This window comes from Bradyrhizobium sp. ORS 285 (assembly GCF_900176205.1).
GTDB lineage: Bacteria > Pseudomonadota > Alphaproteobacteria > Rhizobiales > Xanthobacteraceae > Bradyrhizobium.
Genome location: NZ_LT859959.1, coordinates 7,394,864 through 7,417,495, shown reverse-complemented (window position 1 = coordinate 7,417,495; position 22,632 = coordinate 7,394,864). Strand labels below are relative to the sequence as shown.

Sequence of the window (22,632 nt, the reverse complement as noted above, 5' to 3'; positions counted from 1 at the left end):
CCCGCGGCCCGCCATCTTGCGCCGTTGTATAGCCCATCGCCCGCACCGCGGAAAAGGGAGCCGTGTTTTTTGCGCATGGTTCGAGAAAAATTGTCATCTTGGGCCTTCTGCGGTTTGACAAGCCGCCGTTCGATCCGTACACACCGCCCCCACATGCCCAGGTGGCGGAATTGGTAGACGCGCTGGCTTCAGGTGCCAGTGGCTTAACGGCCGTGAAGGTTCGAGTCCTTTCCTGGGCACCACGCTACGCTCTTCGAGCTTCGCGTGGCGCCGCCGAGCTGAGGCTTGGGTTTCATTCCCTCCCGCGATTGATCTGTCGATAAGAACTGCTGCCGCCATCCGTGCGGCGTAGGCGATCGTCACGCAGACCTTGCTCTAGCCGCGATCTTCGTTTCGAGCGAGGAAAACACCTCGTCGCACGTTGTCCAACGCCCCGCGTCGGCATCGGCGAGCCCGCGGGCGATTGCGCGGTCAAGGGCTGCGAGGCTCCGCCCGCGCTGGTGAACGCCTGATCGCAGCACCGCGTTCGTCGCTGGGAGTTCGCCATCATCTGACATGAGTTCTCTCCAATTGAGCCATGGTTGTCCTGGTGCGCGACGTTTTCAAGTCGCGTATCGCGACGCGCATTCTCGCCCGCGGCGTCCGCGGTCGGCCCCCCTCCCCCTCTTGCGGGGAGGGGTTGGGGGTGGGGGTCCGCGATTCCCGATCTGAGTGATGCGCTCATGTTTTCTCTCGTTTGAGAGTGAGGCGCTTGCCATTAGCGTCAGCGCCCGGAGACCCCCACCCCCCACCCCTCCCCGCAAGAGGGGGAGGGGAGCGCACCGTCACCTGCGCGAGAGCATGGCTCAATCGCGTAGAGACCGAGCGCCACGCGTCTGTGGTCGCGATCGGCGTGTTGCATGCAGATCATTCTCATCACCGCGAACAACGCCCTCCATTGGAGCATCCTGGGCAAACATCATCATCCTCGCGGCGCATTCTGCGCCCGAGCTTTGCCGATCGTCTCGCCCTCGAACAACAGAGGGCGCAGGGAAGGCCGGGTGCCGGTCGCACCCATGGCCCGCCAGCGATAAGAAATGCTGGCGGCAGGAACCACAGGTACGTGCCGGATCATCCGACCCTCCCTGCGCAACGGTTTTAACGGCTGCTTCGCGTTCTCCCTGGTGCGCCGGCTTGCTGGCCACCATCCCCACGCGAAGCTGAAGCTCCAGCGTGAGTTGACATCAGCGTCGGGATGTCAGGACCGCGCGACTTGACCGTGCGTGCCTCGCCGTTCGTCCGCGCGATTAGCTCACGCTGCGCCGATACACGCCCATCGCATCCCACTGCCAACGTCTCGTGACGGTCGCGACACGCCCCTCATGCGGCAGCAGGGACGCGCGGAAATGTGCAGCTGATTTGCCCGACGAGGCTGGGCAAGAATCCAAATTAGGAGGCTAGGAGGGCTCGGCGCGGTGCGACTTCGAGCCATAGCCGTATCATCGTCCAGTTTCGTATCAAGGCAAGCGGAATCGCCTCTCGTGCGGCGTTGGCCTCGGCAGAGGCGGCGTGTTGAGCTGCAATAGCCCACGCGGTGATGCGGGCGAGGAAGTCGTTCAGGCCGAGAATGTTGAGGACGCGGCTAAAGTTGTAAGAGAGCGCCATGAGGCTCCATTCCCCGCGAACCTTGTCGAAGCTGCGGACGAGGAAATGCTGATACCCGGCGCGGCACTTGAGTGTGCCGAACGGATGTTCGACGAGGGCTGAGCGGCGACGCATCAGCTGGCCAGCCTGTTCGCTCGCCATTCTCTGGCGGTGACGATCCAGCACCTCCTCGTGCTCCCACCGAGAGACGTTGCGGCTTTTGGCCTTCGCGGAGAGGCAAGACGCCTTGAGGGGGCAGACGCTGCAGGTCGGCACTGAGCCCAGGTAACGGCGTTCCATTCTGCCGCTCGTATTCTTCCAGAGCTTCTTCGTGGGATGCAGCGCCTGGCCTGCGGGACACCGGTAGGTGTCGGTTGCGGAATCGTAGGTGAAGTCAGCTCGCGTGAAGCGCGTGTGCTTCTTGCCATTGCCGTGATGCAGCGGGACATAGGCGGTGATGCCATCATCCTCGCAAGCCTTGATATCCTCGCTGTTGTAGTAGCCGACATCGGCCAATATCTGCAGCGACGAGACCTCCAGGTTCTCCTTGGCCGCTATCGCCATCATATGCAGGTGTCGGACATCGCTGCGATTGACGACCTCGCTGGCGACGATCAGCTTGTTCTTGTCGTCAACGACGCTCTGGACGTTGTAGCCTGCAATCGTCTGATCGCCCTTGCTCAGCAGCCGCGCATCGGGGTCGGTCTTCGACACCTGTCCCTTGTCGTTTTTGTCAAGGTTCTCCAGATCGGACTGAGCGCGCTCACGCCGCGCCATCAGTTCCTTGATCCTGTCCCCGACATCGCCGCCGCCATTGCCATCCTTGCCGTTGTCGGGCCGCTTGGCTTCTGCTGCATCGTTGGTGTCGAGGGACTTGCCGTACGCCTCGATCTCCTCATCGAGCTTGGCGATCTGTTTGGCGAGCTTCCCGCGCGTGAAGATGCTGTCCTTGCTGGCATTGCCGTGGAATAGCGCCCCGTCGACCGCGACCAGGGTCCCGCCGATCAGATCGAGTTCGCGAAGCAGCAGCACGAAACTGCGGTTCGCGGCCTTCAGGGCCGCCCAGTTCTCCTTGCGGAAATTGGCGATCGTCCGGTAGCCGGGCTTGAGAGACTTCAGCAGCCAGATCAGTTCCAGATTGCGGCAGGCTTCACGCTCCAGCCGGCGTGATGACCGGATCTGGTTGATATAGCCATACAGGTACAGCTTCAGCAGATCGGACGGGGCGTATGGCGGCTGTCCCGCTCCCGCCGCGCGCCGGTCGGCGTGCCGAAATCCAAGCTTGGCAAGGTCGAGCGCATCGACATAGCCATCGATCGCACGAACCGGATTGTCCGCAGATACGTAATCCTCGATCCGCGGTGGAAACAGGCTGGCTTGCTCGCGGCTCTCACCGCTCTTGAACGGGCGATTCGTCATAAGCCGAATCGTACATCCCGCCACGCAAAACGCCCGAGATTCTTGCCCAGCCTCGACGGTGCAAGCGGAAATGCTGCGACAGACTGGCACGACGGGCAGTCGGCGCATGTGAGCCATGCTGATAGCTCCACCGTCATTGCGAGCGCAGCGAAGCAATCCAGGGCTCCGGGCGCCGCCCTGGATTGCTTCGTCGCTTCGCTCCTCGCAATGACGGTGGAGGGCAGCTTGCTCACCTGCAGCCAACGGTGTCGTTCTCACGAACGCGGGGTCCCACACTGCGTGATATCCCGATAAGGCAAGCGGCACGGTCTGAGCCGCTGGTCGTGTCGCCGCTTCTACCTTCCATTTCTAAGAAAACGATCCATGCCTGGCGGCAACTCGCCTTGCCGATCGATGGCAAAGCACAGCATCTTCAGGTATTGCGCTGCCCGCTGATCTAACTCAGCGGAACGCGCGGCGAACTCCATTGCCAAGGCTTGAGCCTCCACCCAGTTCAGAGTGTGGTTGGGCCCAGACAGCTTGCTGTATCGAATGCCTGGGCTGTCCGCCGGACGGTTTTCAGGGGATGCGTCGATCAGCAAGGGTTCATCGAAGCCGAGTCTCTCCATTCGATTTCCGTGATCGATCGACCGAAGCGGCAGGAAAACGATCCACTCCGCGTTACGTTCGTCGCAGAACGACACGGCAAGAGATCCGCCATCGCGGATCATCTCGGCTCCGAGCAAGTTCTTTACATTTGTGAACATGCGCAATTCTAGCGACGGATGGCTATGCGGCAAGAAGCTCGACCGTTTCCGAAAGGGGCACGCCAACAAAGCCCGATGCCCAGCTCACTCCGTCCATGACGCCGCGATCACGCGCGCCAGCACCGGCCAATACAGATCGCGATACCCCGCCTCGATCGCCTCTCCAAGCCGTCGGTCCGCAAGCTCCGCGCCCGGCAGATCGATCTGCACAGACCTGGCGAGATCCAGCGCATAGCCGATGTCCTTACGCGCATATTCGGTGGAAAAGGCGCGCTCCGGGTATGTGTCGGGCAGCATCGCCTTCATGCCGTGGTTGCGCAGCGCGAAGCTGTCGGCCGAGCCCTTCGCAAGAGTCTCGAACAGCAGCGTGGGATCGAGGCCCGCGCGCTTGGCGGTCTCCAGTGCCTCGCCGAGCGCCACCACGGTCTGCATCAGCACCATGTTGTTGAGGATCTTCACGACCTGGCCGGCGCCGACGCCGCCGCAATGGGTGATGTCGGTCGCGAACATCGCGATCAGCGGCCGCAGCCGCTCGAACGTCGCCGCGTCCGCGCCCACCATCACGCTCAGCGTGCCGTCCTCGGCCGCCTGCCGCGTGCGGGCGATCGGCGCATCGGCGTAGGCGGCGCCCTTGGCCGCGAAACGCGCGGCCAGCTCCCGGGTGGCCTGCACGGGCGAGGTGCCGAGGTCCACGATGGTGTGACGCGCCTGCGCGTGGCGGAGCAGGCCGTCATCGCCGTCGCACACGGCCTGGACGTGCTTGCCGCTCGGCAACGCCATGAAGATCACATCCGCCTCGCGCGCCAGCTCCGCCAGCGATGCGGCCCTGATGACGCCGACCGCAGCGAGGCGCTGCAGCGGCGCATCCGCTCGATCGAAGCCAAGCACCGTGGTGCCGGACTTCAGCGCCACGTTCCGACAGATCGGCTCGCCCATCACGCCCAAACCGATGAATCCGATCGCCACCATTGCAAGCTCCTCTTCATCCGGACCTGGCTGCCCAACGCCGAGGCGCCTTCTTCTTTCTTGTCCGAGGCTGTGGCCCAATTACTGTCGGTGTTGCTATGCTCGAACTGATCGACGACGCCCGACCAGGATCATACCGGCCTCCGGCTCCTCGTAATGTGTCAGGCCCTGGCCATCCCATTCGATCATGACGCCGCGCTCTAGGTAGGCCCAGTCCTGCTTGGGAAAGCGTCTGAATATTCGCCGGTGTCGATCGAGCAGACGACCCTGCCGCTCATGCCGCTGACGCGGACCTCGTCGCCAAGCCGCGCGATCTGACCGTCAGGATAGCGCATCTGGTTCGTCCTTCCGCTCCGCACCAGCATTGCCATGCGGATACACGGTGATGCCGATGGCGGCGCCGAGCGCAGCGATCCGCAGCACCAGATCGGCGGGGATCGTGATGTCGAGCGCGGGGAATTCGCGGCCGCCTTCGGAGCCATAGGAGAAGGTGCGTGACGTGCAGCCGTTCCACAGCGCCTTTGCGGGCTCGGGCAGGGCTTCGATCACGGTCAGGAACTGCTCCGTGCATACGATCGGATCGAGCGCATCCGTGGTCTCCAGCACCAGCAGAAACTCCTGTTCGTGCTCCTGGTGATGCAGCACGTAGACGCCCTGGTCCAGATGCGCGATCAGCTCGGTGAGGTCGGACTTCGATCTCAGCACGAGATCGAGGTTCAGGAAGTGGGACAGGGTGACCATGTGCTCACGTTGCTGGCGCGTCCCCATCGATCCAGAACGTGTTGAGCAGCGGCTCTGTCGGAAAGGCCGTCCTCATCAAGGCGGATCATTCGGTGCTCATGGCTGGCGTGATGGTGCGTCATTCGTCGCCAGGAGGCGCGGTCATGCTCCGTCGCCCTGGCAAGATATCTTGTGCAGATCCAGAACATCATACCAAACGACAAGAATTTAAGCGATTTTCGCTTCAGCGCACGTAGGCCTTGGGGGTAGAGCGGCGCGCTTGCGATCTGTGATTGCTGGCGGTAGCATTCTCCCGCTCGGCAGGCCGGCTTCGTCCAGCACTGCAGCCGGGCGAGGTCACGCCACGCTTTGCCACCCGTCGTCGATCGCACATTCCTGCCATTGCCTCGGCTCCGGCAGCCGACCACGTCCCCTTTTTCCGGTGTCACGGACCAATCCATGTCGTTCATCACCCCCGCCCGCGCAAAGCCCTTTGCGGCTGCGGACCGCCGCCCGTCTCTTCGCCTGTTGACACTTGTGCTGCTTGCCGTCGCCGCACTGCGTCCGCAGCCCTCCGCCGCGGACGAGACATTCACCTACGATGCGTCCAAGCCGATGCAGTTCTTCAACGCCGGCGATACCGGCAATTGCAACGGCTGCTCGTGGATCGCGGCCGAGGGCACCATCCAGCGCGACACACCGGAGGTGTTTCGGCGCTTCATCGCCAAGGGCAAGAATGCCTATGACATCGTGTTCAACTCGCCCGGCGGCGACCTCACCGCTGCGATGAAGCTCGGTGAGATGGTTCGCGAGCAGAACCTGCATAGCTCGGTCGGGAAGACCACCGGCAAGCTTGATGCGGAGAGCGGCTTCATCAACACGATCGACGGCGGCAAAGATCCAGGACGTTGTGCGTCGGCCTGCGTCTTCGCGTTTCTTGGCGGCGTCCGCCGCGCTGCCAAGGATGGGGAGCTTGGCGTGCAGCAGTTTCACGATCCCGAGGCGATCAAGGAGCCGAAAGCCAAGACCGCCAGCGCGCTCGACCGTGCCGCGGATCAGGCCATGATGGGCACGCTGATCACCTATGTCCTGCGCATGGATGCCAGCCCGAAGCTGCTCGCTCTGGCCGCCGCCGAGACGCCATGGCGCGAGGTCAGGTGGCTGAAGCGGCAGGAGATCACTGATCTCGGTATCGAGATCAGCAACAAATATTCCAGCCCGATGACGATCGAGCCGTTCGGTGCCGGCGGCGCCTATGTCGAGATCAACAACCGGTCGACCTTCGTGAGCTTCCGCCTCCGCCTGTATTGCCGCGGCGACGCCTCGACCGTCCATCTGGCGATGATCCCGAACTGGAACGTCGATCTCAGGACCTTCGAGCCGACGATGCGCGACATCATGGAGGACCGTTCGGTGTTTCTGGTCAGCGAGTCCGGCAGGCGCAGCTTTCCGCTCAAGCTGGTCGCGCTGGAGGCTGGCCCGCTCGGCCCTCAGGCATCGGCGCAGATCGTCGGCGCGACGATGGCCGACCTGCAAGCGGCCAAGCGGGTCGAGATCGACTATGATGGGATCGGCAAGGTCGACTCGGAGACCGCGATGGGGCTGGAATTCGACCTCGCCGGCGACCGCCGCAAGATCGGCATCGTCGCGCGGTCCTGCGTCAAGTAAGCGTCGACGCGTCGCGTCGGCGGGCTTGTCCGGGACGACAGCGGAGAAGGTGGCTATCAGGCTGTAGGGTGGGCAAAGGCGCGTCGCGAGATCTCACGGCTTGCGCCGCTGCTGGTGCGCCGTGCCCACCATCTTGATCTCGGCGCGATGCTGCGGTGGGCACGTCGCGCGCGAGACCTCTTACGCCACCGGCTATCGGGCGCGCCTTTGCCCACCCTACGCGGTCGGCAAATGTTGTTGTCAGCAAGCCATGGCAGGCGCGGTTTGCCGGCCGGGACTGGCCCACAAACTGCCGACCGCTTCCACCTATCCCTTGTATCCCATCAGCAGCCGCGGCAGCCATAGCGAGAACGCCGGGACGTAGGTGACGAACATCAGTGCTGCAATCAGCGCGGCATAGAACGGCACGATGGTGCGCATGACGGCGCCGACCGAGATGCCGCCGATGGCGCAGCCGACGAATTGCGTGGTGCCGACCGGCGGTGTGTTGAGGCCGAGTGCGCAGTTGATCAGCATCAGCATGCCGAACTGCACCGGGTCCATGCCCGCCTTCATCGCGATCGGCAGGAAGATGGGGGTGCAGATCAGGATGGTCGCTGCCATGTCCATGAAGGTGCCGAGCAGGAACAGGATGATGTTGATCAGCAGGAAGATCATCCAGGGCTGCGTCGAGACCTTGCTCATCAGGTCGCCGGCGAAGTCGGCGACTTCGTAGAGTCCCATCAGATACTGGAACATGGTGGAGACGCCGATCAGCAGCAACACGACGCCGGTGGTCTTCACGGCCTTGGCGGCGGCGCGCAGGAAGTTAGACAAGGTCATCGTGCGGTAGATGAAGAACGTCAGCACGATCGTGTAGGTGACCGCGACGGCCGCGGACTCGGTGGCGGTGAAGACGCCGGAGAGGATGCCCGCCAGGATGATGCCGACGATCAGGAGTCCCGGCAGCGCCGCCGCGAACGAGCGGGCCACCTCGGACCATCCGGGAAACTTGCCGGCGGGATAGCCACGCTTCACGGCCACCGCATAGGCCGCGACCAGCATGCAGACCATCAGCACCAGGGCCGGCAGCAGGCCGGCGGCGATCAGCGCGCCGATCGACACCTTGCCGCCGGCCGCGAGCGCATAGATGATCATGTTGTGGCTGGTCGGCATCAGAGCGCCGACCAGGGAGGCGTGGGTGGTGACGTTGACGGCGTAGTCGGTGTCGAACCCTTCCTTCTTCATCATCGGGATCATCACCGCGCCCATCGCCGACACGTCGGCAACAGGTGAGCCGGAAACGCCGCCGAACAGCGTACAGGCGACGACGTTCGACATGCCCAATCCGCCGCGGATGTGGCCGACGAGGTTTTTCGCGAGCTGCACGATCTTGTCGGCGACGCCGCCATGCAGCATCAGCTCGCCGCTGAACACGAAGAACGGGATGGCCAGGAACGAGAAGATGTTCATCCCCGACATCATCTGCTGGAAGATGACGGCGACCGGCAGGCCTTCATAGAGAATGGTACAGATCGCGGAGAGGCCGATGGCAAACGCGACGGGGACGCCGAGAATGAGAAAGCCGAAGAAGGTGACGCCGAGAATGATCAGTTCCATGACGGGATGACCTCTTCACCGCGCAGGAGAGCAATGATGTGCTCGATTGAGAAGGAGACGATCAGGACCCCGGAGACGACCAGCGGGACATAGCGGACGAGCTCAGGCAGGCCGAGATTGGCGATCTTCACGGTGCCGACGGAGGCGCCGAGGATCCAGCCATTATAGGCCATGGCGAGGCCGAACAGCGCGACCAGCACGTGAATCACGATCTCGATCTTCTCGCGCGTGGAGTCCGGCAGCATCACGAGAAGACTGTCCATGCCGATATGCCCGGCATCGCGGACTCCGACGGCGCCGCCGATCAAGGTGACATAGAGGATCAGGACCAGCGCCAGATTCTCGGTCCAGGTCGGGCTGGAGTTCAGCACGTAGCGTCCGAACACCTGGTAGAATACGATGGTGACGATGATGAGCAGGCCGGCGACGGAGAGATACATGCCCAGCCGCGCGACGACGGCGTTGATCCGCGTCAGCGGGCCGCGTGATGGGCGCCCCTCACCGTGCTCGTGGTCGCCGACATGTGGGTCTGTCATTCCCGTCCCTCCCCTGGCCTGCATCCGGCGTCGCCGATGACGACGCCGGAGCCGGTTACTATTGTTGTTAGTTGGTACTGTCAGGTCGTGTCGTTAGTCTGGTTTACTTGGTGTCCTGGATGCGCTTGACGAGGCTCTGGAGCTTCTCGTCGCCGGCGAATTTCTGGTAGACCGGCTTCATCGCGTCGACGAATTCCTGCTTGTTGGCGACGGTGATGACCTGCACGCCGGCGGCCTCGACGGCCTTGCGCGAAGCCTGCTCGCGCTCGTCCCAGAGCTTGCGCATGACCGGCACGGAGTCCTTGGCCGCCTTGCGGACAAGCGCCTGGTCGTCCTTGCTGAGCGTGTCCCAGACCTTCTTGGACATCACGAGGACTTCAGGCGCCAGCGAGTGCTCGGTGACGTTGTAGAACTTGGCGGCCTCGAAATGACGCGAGGATTCGTAGGACGGCCAGTTGTTCTCGGCGGCGTCGACCAGACCCGTTTTCAGCGCGGTGTAGACCTCGCCATAGGGCATCGGGGTCGGGTTGGCGCCGAGGCTCTGGATCATGCCGACCCAGAGGTCGGACTGCTGCACGCGGATCTTCAGGCCCTTGAGGTCGGCGAGCGACTTGACCGGCGCCTTGACCGTGTAGATCGAGCGCGCGCCGCTATCATAATAAGCGAGGCCGATCAGGCCGGCGGGCTCCATGGCGGCCAGGATCTCGTCGCCGATCGGGCCGTCCAGCACGTTGCGCATGTGCTGGGTGTCGCGGAACACGAAGGGCAGGCACAGCGCGACGGTCTCGGGCACGAAATTGTTGAGCGGCGAGGAGTTGATGCGCATCATGTCGAGCGCGCCGATCTTGAGCTGCTCGATCGTGTCCTTCTCGGAGCCGAGCGCGCCGTTCGGGAACACCTTCACGCCCAGCTTGCCGCCGCTCGCGGCCGCAAGCTCCTTGCCCATGAACTTGACGGCTTCGACGGTGGGATAGTCGGCCGGATGCACGTCGGCGGAGCGGAAATCGCGCGCCATCGCCAGGGGCGACGAGACCGCCAGCACGGCGGCTGCAATGAGAGCTGAGACTGTCTTCATCTGGGCTTCCTCCTCGTTTGTTTTGTCGTCGTTGGGCAGAGTCTGCGGGCCGACTTGGGTCGCTCCACCGCAAATGCTGCGTAGTCAAGCGCCAATCTCGTGCCTAGGGCGGGCGGCATTCTCTGTCAAAGCCAAAGGCGGCATTGATCGATGCAAGAGTGGCATCGATCGAGGGGATAGGAGGGGCCGGGGCGCAAACAGCCGGTCCGGCTCGTCCTCGTCGGTTGCCGCACAACCGGTCCGTGTCCTCGGGGGCCGCGTGGTGTCCGTCTTTAAGGACGGTTGCGGGGGTCGGGGGCGCGGTCTTGCATCCCAGCGCTGGTGCCAGCCGGGCCTTGCGTCCGGGCAGCCCGGCTGGCATTCCCTGGGCTGATCTCCGGGCGGGCGCGGCGCGTTTGCCGGATGGTTACCAGTGTCGGGCTACAGCCTGTTCCCGAGCGCTTGCCGCGGCGTCGCCCGGCGCGTGGCTCCGACATCGATTCGACCGAGGTTTGATACCCATGACCGTCCGCCTGCACCGTGGCGACCTGCCCGATCTCTCCCGCTACACCACCTCGGTGGCGATCGACACCGAGACGATGGGGCTCAATCCGCACCGCGACCGGCTGTGCGTGGTGCAACTGTCGCCCGGCGACGGCTCGGCCGACGTGGTGCAGATCCCGAAGGGGCACACCGACGCGCCAAACCTCAAGGCGCTGCTCGGCAATCCCGCGATCACCAAGATCTTCCACTTCGCGCGCTTCGACGTCGCGACGTTGTTTCATACTTTCGGCGTGATGCCGCAGCCGGTGTACTGCACCAAGATCGCCTCGCGGCTGGCCCGTACCTACACCGACCGCCATGGCCTGAAGGATCTCGTCCGCGAGCTGCTCAACGTCGATCTGTCGAAGCAGCAGCAGTCGAGCGACTGGGGCGCCGATGCCTTGAGCGAGCCGCAGCTCGCTTACGCCGCCTCCGACGTGTTGCATCTGCATGCGCTGCGCGAGAAGCTCGACGTGATGCTGGCGCGCGAGGGCCGGCTCGCGCTGGCGCAGGCCTGTTTCGCGTTCCTGCCGCACCGGGCCACCCTCGATCTGGGCGGATTCGAGGCCGAGGACATTTTTGCGCATTCCTGATGCGGCCGGCGGAGGGCGGCCGTTCAGAATCATTAATGTCTCTTAATCATCGCGACGCCCCTGCGTCGCGATTTCGCGCCAGTTCCAGGCTGCAATGCCCGGCACGGCCATGGTAGGATGGCCGCTGTTTCGCACGCGTCCCGTGTCCGTCGGAGCCCTGGTGAACTCGGTCCAGAACCCGGTCTATGATCCCACCTTGCAGGCGCGCTTCGCGGTGGCGGCGCGCCACAGCCGCTTCGTGCGCGCGTTGCGGATCGCCGTGCCGACGGCAGTGGGGCTGGCGATGGCGGTCGTGCTCTACGTCGCCTTCTTCAACGATTTCCGCGTCACGGTCGAGACCAACAATCTCTCCGGCAATCTCGTCATCTCCGGCCGCAAGATCACGATGGAGACGCCGCATCTCACCGGCTTCACGCCGGACCAGCGGCCGTATGATCTCGTCGCTCACAGCGCCGTGCAGGATCTCACCGATCCCGATCATGTCGAGCTCAACATCCTCCGCGCCAAGGTGCTGATGGAGGACCAGTCGACGGTGACCTTGAAGGCGAACACCGGCGTGTTCGACACCAAGCAGCAGCAGCTCGAATTGAAGAAGGACATCCTGCTGACGACCTCGACCGGCTACGAGGCGCGCCTCAGCCGCGCCTCGGTCGACATGGCCAAGGGCACGGTCTCTTCGGACGAGCGCGTCGACGTCAAGCTGACGAACGGCACGCTTTCCGCCGATCGCCTGCGCATCATCGACAATGGCGATGTCGTTCGCTTCGAGGGCAATGTGGTGATGAACCTCGACACCATGAATGCCGCCCCGGCCACGACCGCGAGCGCCGATACCGGCCGTGCGGCCCGCAACACGAAGTGAACCAATGACCCCGTGCCGTTTCAAGTCCGCCCTCACTCGCGCTGCCGGCTTCGCCGTGCTGGCGATGCTCGCGCTGCCCGTTGCCTCACAGGCGCAGAGCTCGATCACCGGCCAGCAGAATGCGCTGCAGGGCTTCTCGCAGAACCGCGACCAGCCGATCCAGATCGAGGCGGCGTCGCTGGAGATGCGCGACAAGAAGAAGGAGGCGACCTTCTCCGGCAACGTCAAGGTCGTGCAGGGCGATACCACCATGACCTCGAAGTCGCTGGTGGTGTTCTATGACGGCGGCGCCCAGGCGGGCGGCGCCAAGCCGGCGAAGGCCGCCCAGGCCGCCACGCCGGGGCCGGAGGGCAGTTCGGCGATCCGCCGCATGGAGGCGCGCGGCGACGTCAAGGTGACCCAGAAGGATCAGGTCGTGACCGGCGAGACTGCGGTCTACGACACCAAGACCAACATGATCACGATGCAGGGCGGCGTGGTCATGACCCAGTGCAAGAACGTGATGCGCGGCGACCGCCTGACCGTCGACATGACCACCGGCGTGTCGCGGGTCGAATCGGACGGCGGGCGCGGCGTGCAGGTGCTGCTGCCGAACGCAGGATCAGGATCGGGATCGGGTGCCAGCGGCGGCTGCGGATCGTCGCCCGGGCCATCCGGCTCGTTGTCGCTCGGCAACAAACCAAAGTGACTTCAATTATTTAGCAAATCGCTTCCGGCTCCAGTTGAACCGCGCCGCACCTGCCTCTATCTAGCGACACGAGCTGTTCGCATTGCGGGACCACAGCCGCCAGGCCGCCTTGGGGCGGGCTGAGCGTGTGTGTGGGAGCGTGATGCTGGGCGCCGATTGCGATTTTGCGACCGCGTGTCCGTCGGATGCGACCCGTGACCTCGCCGTCAGACGACAAACTCCGGAGCGCGGGTGATCCGCGCTTTGGCTGGTCTTGCGCTCCAGTCGATCCGCGAGACAGGTGAGATGCGTTCGCTCGTGGTGGGCGGGCGAGCCAGCGCTGCGGTCGGTGACGGCAGCTTCGAAGGGCGTAAGCGAAGCGGGGATGGTGGATCTACTCGGCATGTTTCGTGGGCGTCCCGCCAAGCGTGGCCAGCGAGGCTCCGCGCGCCGTCGCGACGACATCACGTCCATGGACGATCCCTTCGGCCCGTCGCAGGTCGACGATCCCCTGGCTGTGCTCGCCGATTCCGTTCGCAACGACTCCGTGCGCAACGAGCAGCAGCCGTCGATGCGGATCAATCCGCGCTCGCCGCAGAACACCGAGCAGATCCAGCGCAAGCGGCCGGCCTCGCAGCCGACGCCGGCCAAGCCGCGCAGCAACGGCAATGGCGGTGGCCCGCAGCTGTTGCGCCGTCCGGGCTTCCTCGCAGTCCATTCGATCGAGAAGAGCTTTGGCAGCCGCCAAGTCGTGCGCGGCGTCTCGATCTATGTCCGCCGCGGCGAGGCCGTCGGCCTGCTCGGCCCGAACGGCGCCGGCAAGACCACCGTGTTCTACATGATCACCGGCCTGATCAAGGCCGATCGCGGCGCCATCGAGCTCGACGGTCACGACGTCACGCGACTGCCGATGTATCAGCGCGCCCGCCTCGGCATCGGCTATCTGCCGCAGGAGGCCTCGATCTTCCGCGGCCTCACGGTCGAGCAGAACATCCGCGCCGTGCTCGAAGTGGTCGAGCCCTCGCGCAAGAAGCGCGAGCGCGAGCTCGACGCACTGCTGGAAGAATTCACCATCACGCGGCTGCGCAAATCGCCGTCGATCGCGCTGTCCGGCGGTGAGCGCCGCCGCGTCGAGATCGCGCGCGCGCTCGCCACGCGGCCGAACTATATGCTGCTCGACGAGCCGTTCGCCGGCATCGACCCGATCGCGGTCGGCGACATTCAGCAGCTGGTGCGCCATCTCACCAACCGCGGCATCGGCGTGCTGATCACCGACCATAACGTGCGTGAGACGCTGGGCCTGACCGACCGGGCCTACATCGTCTATGCCGGGCAGATTCTCACCGAAGGCAGCCCCGAGGAGATCGTCGCCGATCCCGACGTGCGCAGGCTATATCTCGGCGAGGAGTTCAGGCTGTAGAATTCAGGCTGTAGGATTACGGACGCGCTGTTTGTCGGCTTTTGTCGCGCCTGCGACAGGGGACGGAAACATCGCGATTCATGCTGTTTCCAAGCGGTTTGCGAGAACGGTAATCTCGTCTTGTCAGGCGCGCCATACTCCGTTTTTCTTATTCGTCAAGCCGTGTACATCGCGCGCAGATTAGGATAAGCAAGAATTGGACCAGTAAGGGAATGTTCTTGCTCCCATGGCGTTGACGCAGAGATTAGAATTCCGCCAGTCACAGTCGCTGGTGATGACGCCGCAGCTGATGCAGGCGATCAAGCTCCTGCAGCTGTCCAATCTCGATCTCTCCACCTTCGTTGAAGAGGAACTGGAGCGCAATCCGCTGCTGGAGCGCGCGAGCGACGGCCCGGAAGCGCCGGTTGCCGGCGAGCAGCAGATGGCCGAGCGCGGCGAATTCTCCGAAGGCGGCGAGAGCGGTGGCGACGATTTCGGCGAGGGCGGCAGCAGCAGCGGCGAGAGCTATGAGAGCGCGCCAGAAGACTGGATGAGCCGTGATCTCGGCACCCGTACGGAGATCGAACAGACGCTCGATACCGGCCTCGACAATGTGTTCTCCGAGGAGCCGGCGGAAGCGGCGGCGCGCACGGCGCAGGACGCCGCGCCCACGACCTACACGGAATGGGGCGGCGGCGCCTCCGGCGACGAGGACTACAATCTCGAAGCTTTCGTCGCAGCCGAGACGACGCTGTCCGATCATCTCGCCGAACAGGCCGCGGTCGCCTTCGTCTCGCCGGCCGACCGCATGATCGGCCAGTACCTGATCGATCTCGTCGACGAAGCCGGCTACCTGCCGGTCGATCTCGGACAGGCCGCCGATCGCCTCGGCGCCGAGCAGGCCGATGTCGACGCGGTGCTGGGCGTGCTGCAGACCTTCGATCCGCCCGGCATCTGCGCGCGCAACCTGAGCGAATGCCTCGCGATCCAGCTGCGCGAGCTCGATCGCTACGACCCGGCGATGCAGGCGCTGATCGAGCATCTGGATCTCCTGGCGAAGCGCGACTTTGCAGCACTCCGCAAGCTGTGCGGCGTCGATGACGAAGACCTCGTCGACATGATCGGCGAGATCCGCCGGCTCGATCCGAAGCCGGGCCTGAAGTTCGGCACGACGCGCACGCAGACCATGGTGCCCGACGTCTATGTGCGTCCCGGTCCCGACGGCGGCTGGCTGGTCGAGCTCAACAGCGACACGCTGCCGCGCGTCCTGGTCAACCAGGTCTATTACTCCGAGCTGTCGAAGACGATCCGCAAGGACGGCGACAAGTCCTACTTCACCGACTGCCTGCAGAACGCGACGTGGCTGGTGCGTGCGCTCGACCAGCGTGCGCGCACGATCCTGAAGGTGGCGACTGAGATCGTGCGTCAGCAGGACGGCTTCTTCACTCACGGCGTCGCGCATCTGCGCCCGTTGAACCTGAAGGCCGTCGCGGATGCGATCCAGATGCACGAATCGACGGTGTCGCGCGTCACCGCCAACAAATACATGGCGACCAATCGCGGCACATTCGAGCTGAAATATTTCTTCACCGCCTCGATTGCGTCGGCCGATGGCGGCGAGGCGCATTCGGCGGAAGCCGTGCGGCATCACATCAAGCAGCTGATCGATGCGGAAGATCCCTCCGCAATTCTCTCCGACGATACCATCGTCGAGAAGCTGCGCGCCGCCGGCATCGACATCGCCCGCCGCACGGTCGCGAAATACCGGGAAGCAATGCGGATCCCGTCCTCGGTCCAGCGCCGCCGCGACAAGCAGAGCATGCTGGCGCATGCACTTTCGTCGCCGGCCAGCACCGACCGGACCCGGGATACCGCGTCAGTTTGACCGTGCCGCGCGATTGCGCCTTAACCAAATAGGCTTAGTGTCATCATCGGTTCACATGAATCGAGGCGACACATGACCCTGCGGATTTCCGGAAAGAGCATCAGCGTCAGCGAAGCGCTGCGCGGCCGCGTCAGCGAGCGCACCGACGAGGTGTTGCGCAAATATTTCGACGGCAATTATTCCGGCCACGTCACGCTCTCCAAGGACGGCTTCGGGTTCAAGACCGATTGCGCACTGCACCTTGATTCGGGGATCACCCTCGAGGCCGAATCGAACGCGCCGGATGCCTATGCCAGCGCCGACCAGGCGCTGTTGATGATCGAAAAGCGCCTGCGCCGCTACAAAAGCCGGCTGAAGGACCGATCGGCGCGCAAATCCCATGCGGCCAGCGCCGCGCTCGCCGGCCTTGACGGCGCGTTGCTCGATGCGCCGAGCTACGTGATCGAGGCGCCCGCCGAGGGCGACGAGGAGATCACCGGCTACAATCCCGTCATCATCGCCGAGAACACCACCGCGCTGAAGCGCCTGTCGGTGTCGGAAGCGGTGCTCGAACTCGATCTTTCGGGTGCACCCTGCATGGTTTTTCAGCACGGTTCCAGCGGGCGGGTGAACATCATCTACCGTCGCGCTGACGGCAACATCGGTTGGGTCGATCCGCCCGCCGTGAAGCCGTAGTCGTACGGCCGGGGCTGCGCGGTCATCCCACGAACGAGAAAATGGTTCCTGATCAGGTGTTTGGCGGATCGCTTGCGGCGTCACGCCGCGGCCGCGTATGGGGGCCACCCGCCGGGCCGGCGCGTTGCCGCCTTCAGGGCGCCACGCTCCGGCGATCTTTAAGGATAGGCTGCGGGAACATGCTTGCGGGAGTTGGCACCGCCGTTGCGTTGGGGTAGAAGCGCCTCGCATTGGACACGGGGTAAGCCCGCCTGCCGCCTCAGCTTCTTGACGCCGGTCTGTCCCGACCTATTTCGCACCCTGACGGTTCAATCACCTCGGAACGCCCTATGCCGATTACCGATCTGGTCGCACCCGAGGCGATCCTGCCGGCTTTGAAGGTCATCAGTAAGAAGCAGACGCTCCAGGAGCTGGCGGCGCGTGCGGCTGCGCTGACCGGGCAGAATGAGCGGAGCGTGTTCGAGGTTCTGCTGCAGCGGGAGAAGCTCGGCACGACGGCGGTGGGCTACGGCGTGGCGATTCCCCATGGCAAGCTGCCGAAGCTGGAGAAGCTGTTCGGCCTGTTCGCCCGGCTTGAGCGGCCGATCGATTTCGAGGCCATGGACGGCCAGCCGGTCGATCTCGTGTTCCTCCTGCTCGCTCCCGAAGGCGCCGGCGCCGATCACCTGAAGGCGCTGGCGCGCATCGCCCGGCTGCTGCGCGACCAGGACGTCGCCAAGAAGCTCCGCGCCTCGCGCGATGCGCAGGCGATCTATTCGGTGCTGGCCCTGCCGCCGGCATCCGCGGCCTGACGCGCACTCCTTATCCCCGAGATCACGCTGCGGTGCGTGCAAACGTATGCCGTTGATGCTCTTGGGCTGAGGCTGGGCAGCTGCTCAGCGCAACCTTCTCCACCCTCTATGACGACGGCAGGCACCGCGATCTCAGTCGTCCCTCTGTTGGAGGGAGAGGGCTATCGCAAATTGTGATGTGCGGCTGTCCCGGAGAACGATTCTGCTCATTTGTTACTCCGTCATGCCCGGGCTTGTCCCGGGCATCCACGTCGTTCTCAGGGTGCCGGACGACGTGGATGGCCGGGACAAGCCCGGCCATGACGACGTGGAGCGAGACGAGCACATAACTGCGATCGTCAAATGCGACACCGCCCCCCACGGGAGGCTGACCTATAAGCTGCGCGCTCTAGCTCAACGGCTTGATCAGGTAGCGCACGGTCTTGGTGCCGCCGTGGATGCTGGCTGTTGCCAGCGGCTCGAAGCCGAGCGCGGCGTGGAAGGCATCGGATTGCGGATTCGGCGGATCGACATTGACTTCGCAGACGATGCGCTGATGATCCGCCGCCTGGGCATCACGAACCAGCTGCTCATAGAGCACGCGTGCGAGCCCCCGCCCGCGCGCACTCTGGGCCACAACGATTCGATCGACATAGATGAAACGATCATAGCGGGCGCGGAACCAGTGATAGTTTGGACTGTCGTAGTCGACGGTCTGGTCCAGCGCGATCAGCAGCGCGTCGGCTTCGCCGATCCGCCAGGCGCGCCACGCCTGCCTGATCAGATGGGCGAGCGCCTCGGGCGTCAGCCATGACAGCTCGGACGCATGCGCATTGTTGAGCGCGAGGAGACTCGTCGCTAGCGAATCGTCGCTTCGTAGCTCGGTCGCGCTCACCGGTGTGACCAACGGACTCATCTCGACGATCGTCATGGCAAAAACTGGCAAGAAAAAAGGGCCGTCCCCTGGCTGGGGGACCGCCCTCGTATCAGTGCATGAGCCGCTTGGGCCTCACAACAACGGCGTCTCTCGCAAGACGCCGTCGCGCGTGATCTCCGGGTCTCGTTTAGTGAACGCTCACGGCCTGGAGTTCGTGGCTCCACGCGTTAGCAATCGCGGCTTCGCGGCTGTCGGTGAGCATGATCGGCGTGCCGTCGGCGGCATGCAGGGCGAACAGCTTCAGTCCCGGCGCGATCTGCGGCGCCTGCGGAAACAGTCCGGGCACGTCTTCGGAGCGGATCTGCTTCACGTAAGCGATGTGGCCTTCGCCCAAGGTCGCCAGCGACTCCAGGGAGACGGGGGATTCCGACGCAACATTACCTTCAGTCATGGTCTCGACTCCTTCTGAGACTCAAGCGGTCGAGTCCGCTACTCGTTCCATCACACCATTATTCGTGTTCATTGATCGCTATTGTCTTAACGATCCGCTCAGGTTCAGGCCTGGCCAGATCGACCGACAACAGCCCGTTCTTCAGGTCCGCACCGAGCACGTGCATTCCCTCCGCCAGCACGAAGGTGCGCTGGAAGTGGCGCGCGGCGATGCCGCGATGAATGTATTGCCTGGTCTTGTCGTCCTGCTGCCGGCCTCGGATAACGAGCTGGTTTTCCTCAATGGTGACATCGAGTTGGTCACGGGTGAAACCCGCCACCGCCAACGTGATCCGCAGCCGCTCGGGCTGGCCATTGGTGCGTTCGAACCGTTCGATATTGTAGGGCGGATAACCGTCGGCACCTTTGACGACGCGGTCGAGCACACGCTCGATCTCGTCGAAGCCCAGAAGGAACGGGCTGGAGAGCGAAGGAACACGAGACATGGTTTACAAAGTCCTCTCGAAGCGACTTTGATGTATCAGGGCCCTGACGGCGCCCCTTGAGCAGCAATATGGGCACGAATGCGCGCGCGTTCAAGCACCCGCGAAACCGGCAGAATGGTCGTCTGTGGAAGGGCTTAAACGGCCAGCCGCTGCCGGCCGTCGGCCGAGAACAGGTGCAGCTTGGATCGCGGCGCCACGGCTCGGATCCGGGTTCCAATGTCGGGCGCCGTGGTGCCCGGCAGCCGCACGATGACGTCGTTCGCCGTGGCGGTGAGGCTGTCATTGTTGCCGCCATCCTGGCGGGCGCCGTAGACATAGGTCTCGGCGCCGACATGCTCGATCGCGTCGACGCGGAGGTCGAGACCGATGCCGCCGGCCGGCACGGTGTCGCCAAGCTCGAAATCCTCGGGACGAATGCCGAGCTGCCCGGCTTCCGCGGGAACCGCCTCCGCGCCGTGGAGCTGCGCCCGGACGGCCCCGATCGGCATCAGGTTCATCGGCGGCGCGCCGATGAAGGAGGCCACGAAGGTCGTCGCCGGCTTCTGATAGATTTCGAGCGGGTTGCCGATCTGCTCGACCTTGCCGCCGTTCATCACCACGAGAATGTCGGCGAGCGTCATCGCCTCGAGCTGGTCGTGCGTGACGTAGATCGCCGTCGTGGCGAGGCGGCGCTGCAGCTTGCGGATCTCGACCCGCATCGCGATGCGCAGCTTGGCGTCGAGGTTGGACAGCGGCTCGTCGAACAGGAACACTTTCGGCTGCCGCACGATGGCGCGGCCCATCGCGACGCGCTGGCGCTGGCCGCCGGAGAGCTGGCGCGGCTTGCGTTCCAGCATGCTGCCGAGCTCGAGGATGCGCGCGGCATCCTCGACCCGCGCCTTGATCTCGGCTTCCGGCACGCGGCGATTGCGCAAGCCATAGGCCATGTTGTTGTACACGCTCATATGCGGATAGAGCGCGTAGTTCTGGAACACCATGGCGATGTCGCGCTCGGCCGGTTCGATCGCATTGACGATGCGACCTCCGATGTCGATCTCGCCCGACGAGATCGTCTCCAGGCCGGCGACCATCCGCAGCAGCGTGGATTTGCCGCAGCCGGAGGGGCCGACGAGCACGCAGAACTGGCCGTCGCCGACTTCGAAGTCGATGCCTTTGATGGCCTCGAAGCCGCCGGGATAGACCTTGCGGACGTTGCGGAGCGTGACGTTGGCCATGGGTTACCTAGCGAATGGCGAAGAGGAAGGTGCGAGCAGGGGAGGAGAGAGCGGATGTTCAGGCGGAATCGCGATCCTAGTCGTTATTCGCCATTCGCAATTCGCCCCCGTCACTTTTCCGTCTCCACCAAGCCCTTCACGAACAGGCGCTGCATGAAGACGACGACGGCGACCGGCGGCAACATGGCGAGCACGGCGGTCGCCATCGCGAGCTGCCACTCGGCGAGCTCGTCGGTCGTGGTCAGCATCTTCTTGATGCCGATCACGATGGTCTGCATCGAGTCCTTGGTGGTGATCAGCAGCGGCCAGAGATACTGATTCCAGCCGTAGATGAACTGGATCACGAACAGCGCCGCCACGGTCGTCATCGATAGCGGCAGCAGCGTGTCCCAGAAGAACCGCAGGGGGCCGGCACCGTCGATGCGCGACGCCTCCAGCAGCTCGTCAGGAATGGTCATGAAGAACTGGCGGAACAGCAGCGTTCCGGTGGCCGAGGCGATCAGCGGCAGGATCAGGCCGGCATAGGTATCGAGCATGCGCAGATCGGCGACGATCTTGTAGGTCGGATAGATGCGGACCTCGACCGGCAGCATCAGGGTGATGAAGATGACCCAGAACGCCGTCTTGCGAAAGGGAAAGCGGAAATACACGATCGCGAACGCCGACAGGATCGAGATGAAGATCTTGCCGACGGCAATCCCGATCGCGGTGATGAAAGAGTTGGCGAGCAGCACGCCCACCGGCTGGTTCATGAACCGCGAGCCGCCGACGAACACCGCGCGATAGTAGTTCTCCAGCATGCGGCCGCCCGGGACGAGCGGCAGGTTGCCGCTGACGACGGTCGCCGCGTCATAGGTCGAGGCGACGAAGGCGACGTAAACCGGGAAGGCGAAGATCAGCACGCCCAGTGAGAGTACGATGTAGGCGACGAGGTCCCGGAGCGGACGATGCTCAACCATCAGTACTGCACCTTGCGCTCGACGTAGCGGAACTGGATCGCGGTCAGCGCGATCACGATCAACATCAGCACGACCGATTGCGCAGCGGAGCCACCGAGGTCGCCGCCGAGCCGGCCGTCGGCAAATACCTTGTAGACCATCGTGGTGGTCGAGCCGGCCGGTCCGCCGCCGGTGACCGCGTCGATGATGCCGAAGGTCTCGAAGAACACGTAGACGATGTTGACGACCAACAGGAAGAAGGTGGTCGGGGATAGCAGCGGGAAGATGATGGTCCAGAACCTACGAAGGGGCCCCGCACCGTCGATCGCGCCGGCCTCGATCACGCTCTTCGGGATCGCCTGCAGGCCGGCGAGGAAGAACAGGAAATTGTAGGCGACCTGCTTCCAGACCGCGGCCATCACCACCAGCACCATCGCGTGGGTGCCGTTGAGCATCGGATTCCAGTCGAAGCCCATGATGCGCAGCGGGCGGGCCAGGGTGCCGAGGGTGGGGTGGAAGATGAAGAACCAGAGCACGCCGGCGATCGCGGGCGCCACCGCATAAGGCCAGATCATCAGCGTCTTGTAGACGGATGCGCCCTTGAGGTTCTTGTCGGCTTGCGTCGCGAACAGCAGCGCGACGCCGAGCGACAGCACGGTGACCAGCGACGAGAACACCACCGTCGTGCCGATGGCGGTGTAATATTCCGGCTGGGCGAACAGCGCCTGGTAGTTCTCGAGCCCGACGAATTCGGAATTGAGGCCGAAGGCGTCCTCGCGCAGGAAGGACTGCCAGATCGCCTGGCTGGCCGGCCAGTAGAAGAAGATCAGTGTGATCGCGAGCTGCGGCGCCAGCAGCAGGTAGGGCAACAGCTTGCCGTTGAAGACGACCGACTTTTCCATGGAGCGCGCCGCGAGAGGGTGAGATGCGAGGCTTCCCCTCG

General features: G+C 64.1%; 21 protein-coding genes and 1 tRNA gene. 9 read left to right on the top strand and 13 right to left on the bottom strand.

What is annotated here, in order from left to right:
* Nucleotides 1–155 precede the first annotated feature (155 nt).
* Nucleotides 156–242 (top strand) — tRNA-Leu (locus tag BRAD285_RS33345).
* A gap of 1,186 nt (nucleotides 243–1,428) precedes the next feature.
* Here the strand turns inward: BRAD285_RS33345 and BRAD285_RS33330 are convergent.
* The 4 genes from BRAD285_RS33330 to BRAD285_RS33315 all read right to left on the bottom strand — a co-directional run bounded on the left by BRAD285_RS33330 (nucleotide 1,429) and on the right by BRAD285_RS33315 (nucleotide 5,495).
* A complete protein-coding gene (locus tag BRAD285_RS33330) occupies nucleotides 1,429–3,042 on the bottom strand; it encodes an IS1182 family transposase (protein WP_087877574.1) in 1,614 nt (537 codons plus the stop codon).
* A gap of 335 nt (nucleotides 3,043–3,377) precedes the next feature.
* The gene (locus BRAD285_RS33325; RefSeq protein WP_035647199.1) at nucleotides 3,378–3,788 is read right to left on the bottom strand and encodes a hypothetical protein; all 411 of its coding nucleotides are present in this window, start codon (nucleotides 3,786–3,788) and stop codon (nucleotides 3,378–3,380) included.
* Between the two features lie 84 nt (nucleotides 3,789–3,872).
* The gene (locus BRAD285_RS33320) at nucleotides 3,873–4,757 is read right to left on the bottom strand and encodes an NAD(P)-dependent oxidoreductase (RefSeq protein WP_006613092.1); all 885 of its coding nucleotides are present in this window, start codon (nucleotides 4,755–4,757) and stop codon (nucleotides 3,873–3,875) included.
* Nucleotides 4,758–5,075: 318 nt separating this feature from the next.
* Nucleotides 5,076–5,495, bottom strand: a complete 420-nt coding sequence (locus BRAD285_RS33315; RefSeq protein ID WP_139020652.1) for a hypothetical protein — start codon at nucleotides 5,493–5,495, stop codon at nucleotides 5,076–5,078.
* Nucleotides 5,496–5,933: 438 nt separating this feature from the next.
* Between BRAD285_RS33315 and BRAD285_RS33310 the strand changes: the two genes are divergently transcribed.
* Nucleotides 5,934–7,142, top strand: a complete 1,209-nt coding sequence (locus BRAD285_RS33310) for a hypothetical protein (protein WP_063828201.1) — start codon at nucleotides 5,934–5,936, stop codon at nucleotides 7,140–7,142.
* Nucleotides 7,143–7,448: 306 nt separating this feature from the next.
* Here BRAD285_RS33310 and BRAD285_RS33305 read toward each other — a convergent pair whose 3' ends face one another.
* From BRAD285_RS33305 to BRAD285_RS33295, 3 genes are all read right to left on the bottom strand, one after another.
* Entirely contained in the window at nucleotides 7,449–8,741 is a 1,293-nt protein-coding gene (locus BRAD285_RS33305) for a TRAP transporter large permease (RefSeq protein WP_006613095.1), read from the bottom strand.
* On the bottom strand, nucleotides 8,732–9,277 hold the full coding sequence (locus tag BRAD285_RS33300) for a TRAP transporter small permease (RefSeq protein ID WP_006613096.1): 546 nt from the start codon (nucleotides 9,275–9,277) through the stop codon (nucleotides 8,732–8,734). The genes BRAD285_RS33305 and BRAD285_RS33300 overlap by 10 nt, the downstream gene beginning before the upstream one ends.
* Nucleotides 9,278–9,380: 103 nt before the next feature.
* On the bottom strand, nucleotides 9,381–10,352 hold the full coding sequence (locus BRAD285_RS33295; protein WP_006613097.1) for a TRAP transporter substrate-binding protein: 972 nt from the start codon (nucleotides 10,350–10,352) through the stop codon (nucleotides 9,381–9,383).
* Between the two features lie 500 nt (nucleotides 10,353–10,852).
* Here BRAD285_RS33295 and BRAD285_RS33290 point away from each other — a divergent pair, with 500 nt between their 5' ends.
* The 7 genes from BRAD285_RS33290 to ptsN all read left to right on the top strand — a co-directional run bounded on the left by BRAD285_RS33290 (nucleotide 10,853) and on the right by ptsN (nucleotide 17,746).
* The gene (locus tag BRAD285_RS33290) at nucleotides 10,853–11,467 is read left to right on the top strand and encodes a ribonuclease D (RefSeq protein ID WP_006613098.1); all 615 of its coding nucleotides are present in this window, start codon (nucleotides 10,853–10,855) and stop codon (nucleotides 11,465–11,467) included.
* A 160-nt stretch (nucleotides 11,468–11,627) separates the two neighbouring features.
* Nucleotides 11,628–12,329 carry an LPS export ABC transporter periplasmic protein LptC gene (gene lptC, locus BRAD285_RS33285; protein ID WP_006613100.1) on the top strand — a complete coding sequence of 234 codons (702 nt, stop codon included), beginning with the start codon at nucleotides 11,628–11,630 and terminating at the stop codon, nucleotides 12,327–12,329.
* 4 nt (nucleotides 12,330–12,333) lie between these two features.
* The gene (locus tag BRAD285_RS33280; protein WP_006613101.1) at nucleotides 12,334–13,017 is read left to right on the top strand and encodes an LptA/OstA family protein; all 684 of its coding nucleotides are present in this window, start codon (nucleotides 12,334–12,336) and stop codon (nucleotides 13,015–13,017) included.
* Nucleotides 13,018–13,381: 364 nt separating this feature from the next.
* The gene (gene lptB / locus BRAD285_RS33275; RefSeq protein ID WP_006613102.1) at nucleotides 13,382–14,416 is read left to right on the top strand and encodes an LPS export ABC transporter ATP-binding protein; all 1,035 of its coding nucleotides are present in this window, start codon (nucleotides 13,382–13,384) and stop codon (nucleotides 14,414–14,416) included.
* Between the two features lie 226 nt (nucleotides 14,417–14,642).
* The gene (gene rpoN / locus BRAD285_RS33270; RefSeq protein WP_006613103.1) at nucleotides 14,643–16,280 is read left to right on the top strand and encodes an RNA polymerase factor sigma-54; all 1,638 of its coding nucleotides are present in this window, start codon (nucleotides 14,643–14,645) and stop codon (nucleotides 16,278–16,280) included.
* A gap of 72 nt (nucleotides 16,281–16,352) precedes the next feature.
* On the top strand, nucleotides 16,353–16,955 hold the full coding sequence (gene hpf / locus BRAD285_RS33265; RefSeq protein ID WP_006613104.1) for a ribosome hibernation-promoting factor, HPF/YfiA family: 603 nt from the start codon (nucleotides 16,353–16,355) through the stop codon (nucleotides 16,953–16,955).
* A gap of 329 nt (nucleotides 16,956–17,284) precedes the next feature.
* A complete protein-coding gene (gene ptsN, locus BRAD285_RS33260) occupies nucleotides 17,285–17,746 on the top strand; it encodes a PTS IIA-like nitrogen regulatory protein PtsN (RefSeq protein ID WP_006613105.1) in 462 nt (153 codons plus the stop codon).
* 388 nt (nucleotides 17,747–18,134) lie between these two features.
* Here the strand turns inward: ptsN and BRAD285_RS33255 are convergent, their stop codons facing one another.
* The 6 genes from BRAD285_RS33255 to ugpA form a co-directional block, all read right to left on the bottom strand.
* Nucleotides 18,135–18,641, bottom strand: a complete 507-nt coding sequence (locus BRAD285_RS33255; protein WP_006613106.1) for a GNAT family N-acetyltransferase — start codon at nucleotides 18,639–18,641, stop codon at nucleotides 18,135–18,137.
* Nucleotides 18,642–18,789: 148 nt separating this feature from the next.
* Nucleotides 18,790–19,053 carry a DUF1150 domain-containing protein gene (locus tag BRAD285_RS33250; protein ID WP_006613107.1) on the bottom strand — a complete coding sequence of 88 codons (264 nt, stop codon included), beginning with the start codon at nucleotides 19,051–19,053 and terminating at the stop codon, nucleotides 18,790–18,792.
* A gap of 58 nt (nucleotides 19,054–19,111) precedes the next feature.
* On the bottom strand, nucleotides 19,112–19,537 hold the full coding sequence (locus BRAD285_RS33245) for an Hsp20 family protein (RefSeq protein WP_006613108.1): 426 nt from the start codon (nucleotides 19,535–19,537) through the stop codon (nucleotides 19,112–19,114).
* 134 nt (nucleotides 19,538–19,671) lie between these two features.
* Nucleotides 19,672–20,751, bottom strand: a complete 1,080-nt coding sequence (locus BRAD285_RS33240) for a sn-glycerol-3-phosphate import ATP-binding protein UgpC (protein WP_006613109.1) — start codon at nucleotides 20,749–20,751, stop codon at nucleotides 19,672–19,674.
* A gap of 110 nt (nucleotides 20,752–20,861) precedes the next feature.
* On the bottom strand, nucleotides 20,862–21,710 hold the full coding sequence (gene ugpE / locus BRAD285_RS33235) for a sn-glycerol-3-phosphate ABC transporter permease UgpE (RefSeq protein WP_006613110.1): 849 nt from the start codon (nucleotides 21,708–21,710) through the stop codon (nucleotides 20,862–20,864).
* Nucleotides 21,710–22,591: a sn-glycerol-3-phosphate ABC transporter permease UgpA gene (gene ugpA / locus BRAD285_RS33230; protein WP_006613111.1), complete on the bottom strand. Its 882-nt coding sequence runs from the start codon at nucleotides 22,589–22,591 to the stop codon at nucleotides 21,710–21,712. The genes ugpE and ugpA overlap by 1 nt, the downstream gene beginning before the upstream one ends.
* Nucleotides 22,592–22,632 lie beyond the last annotated feature (41 nt).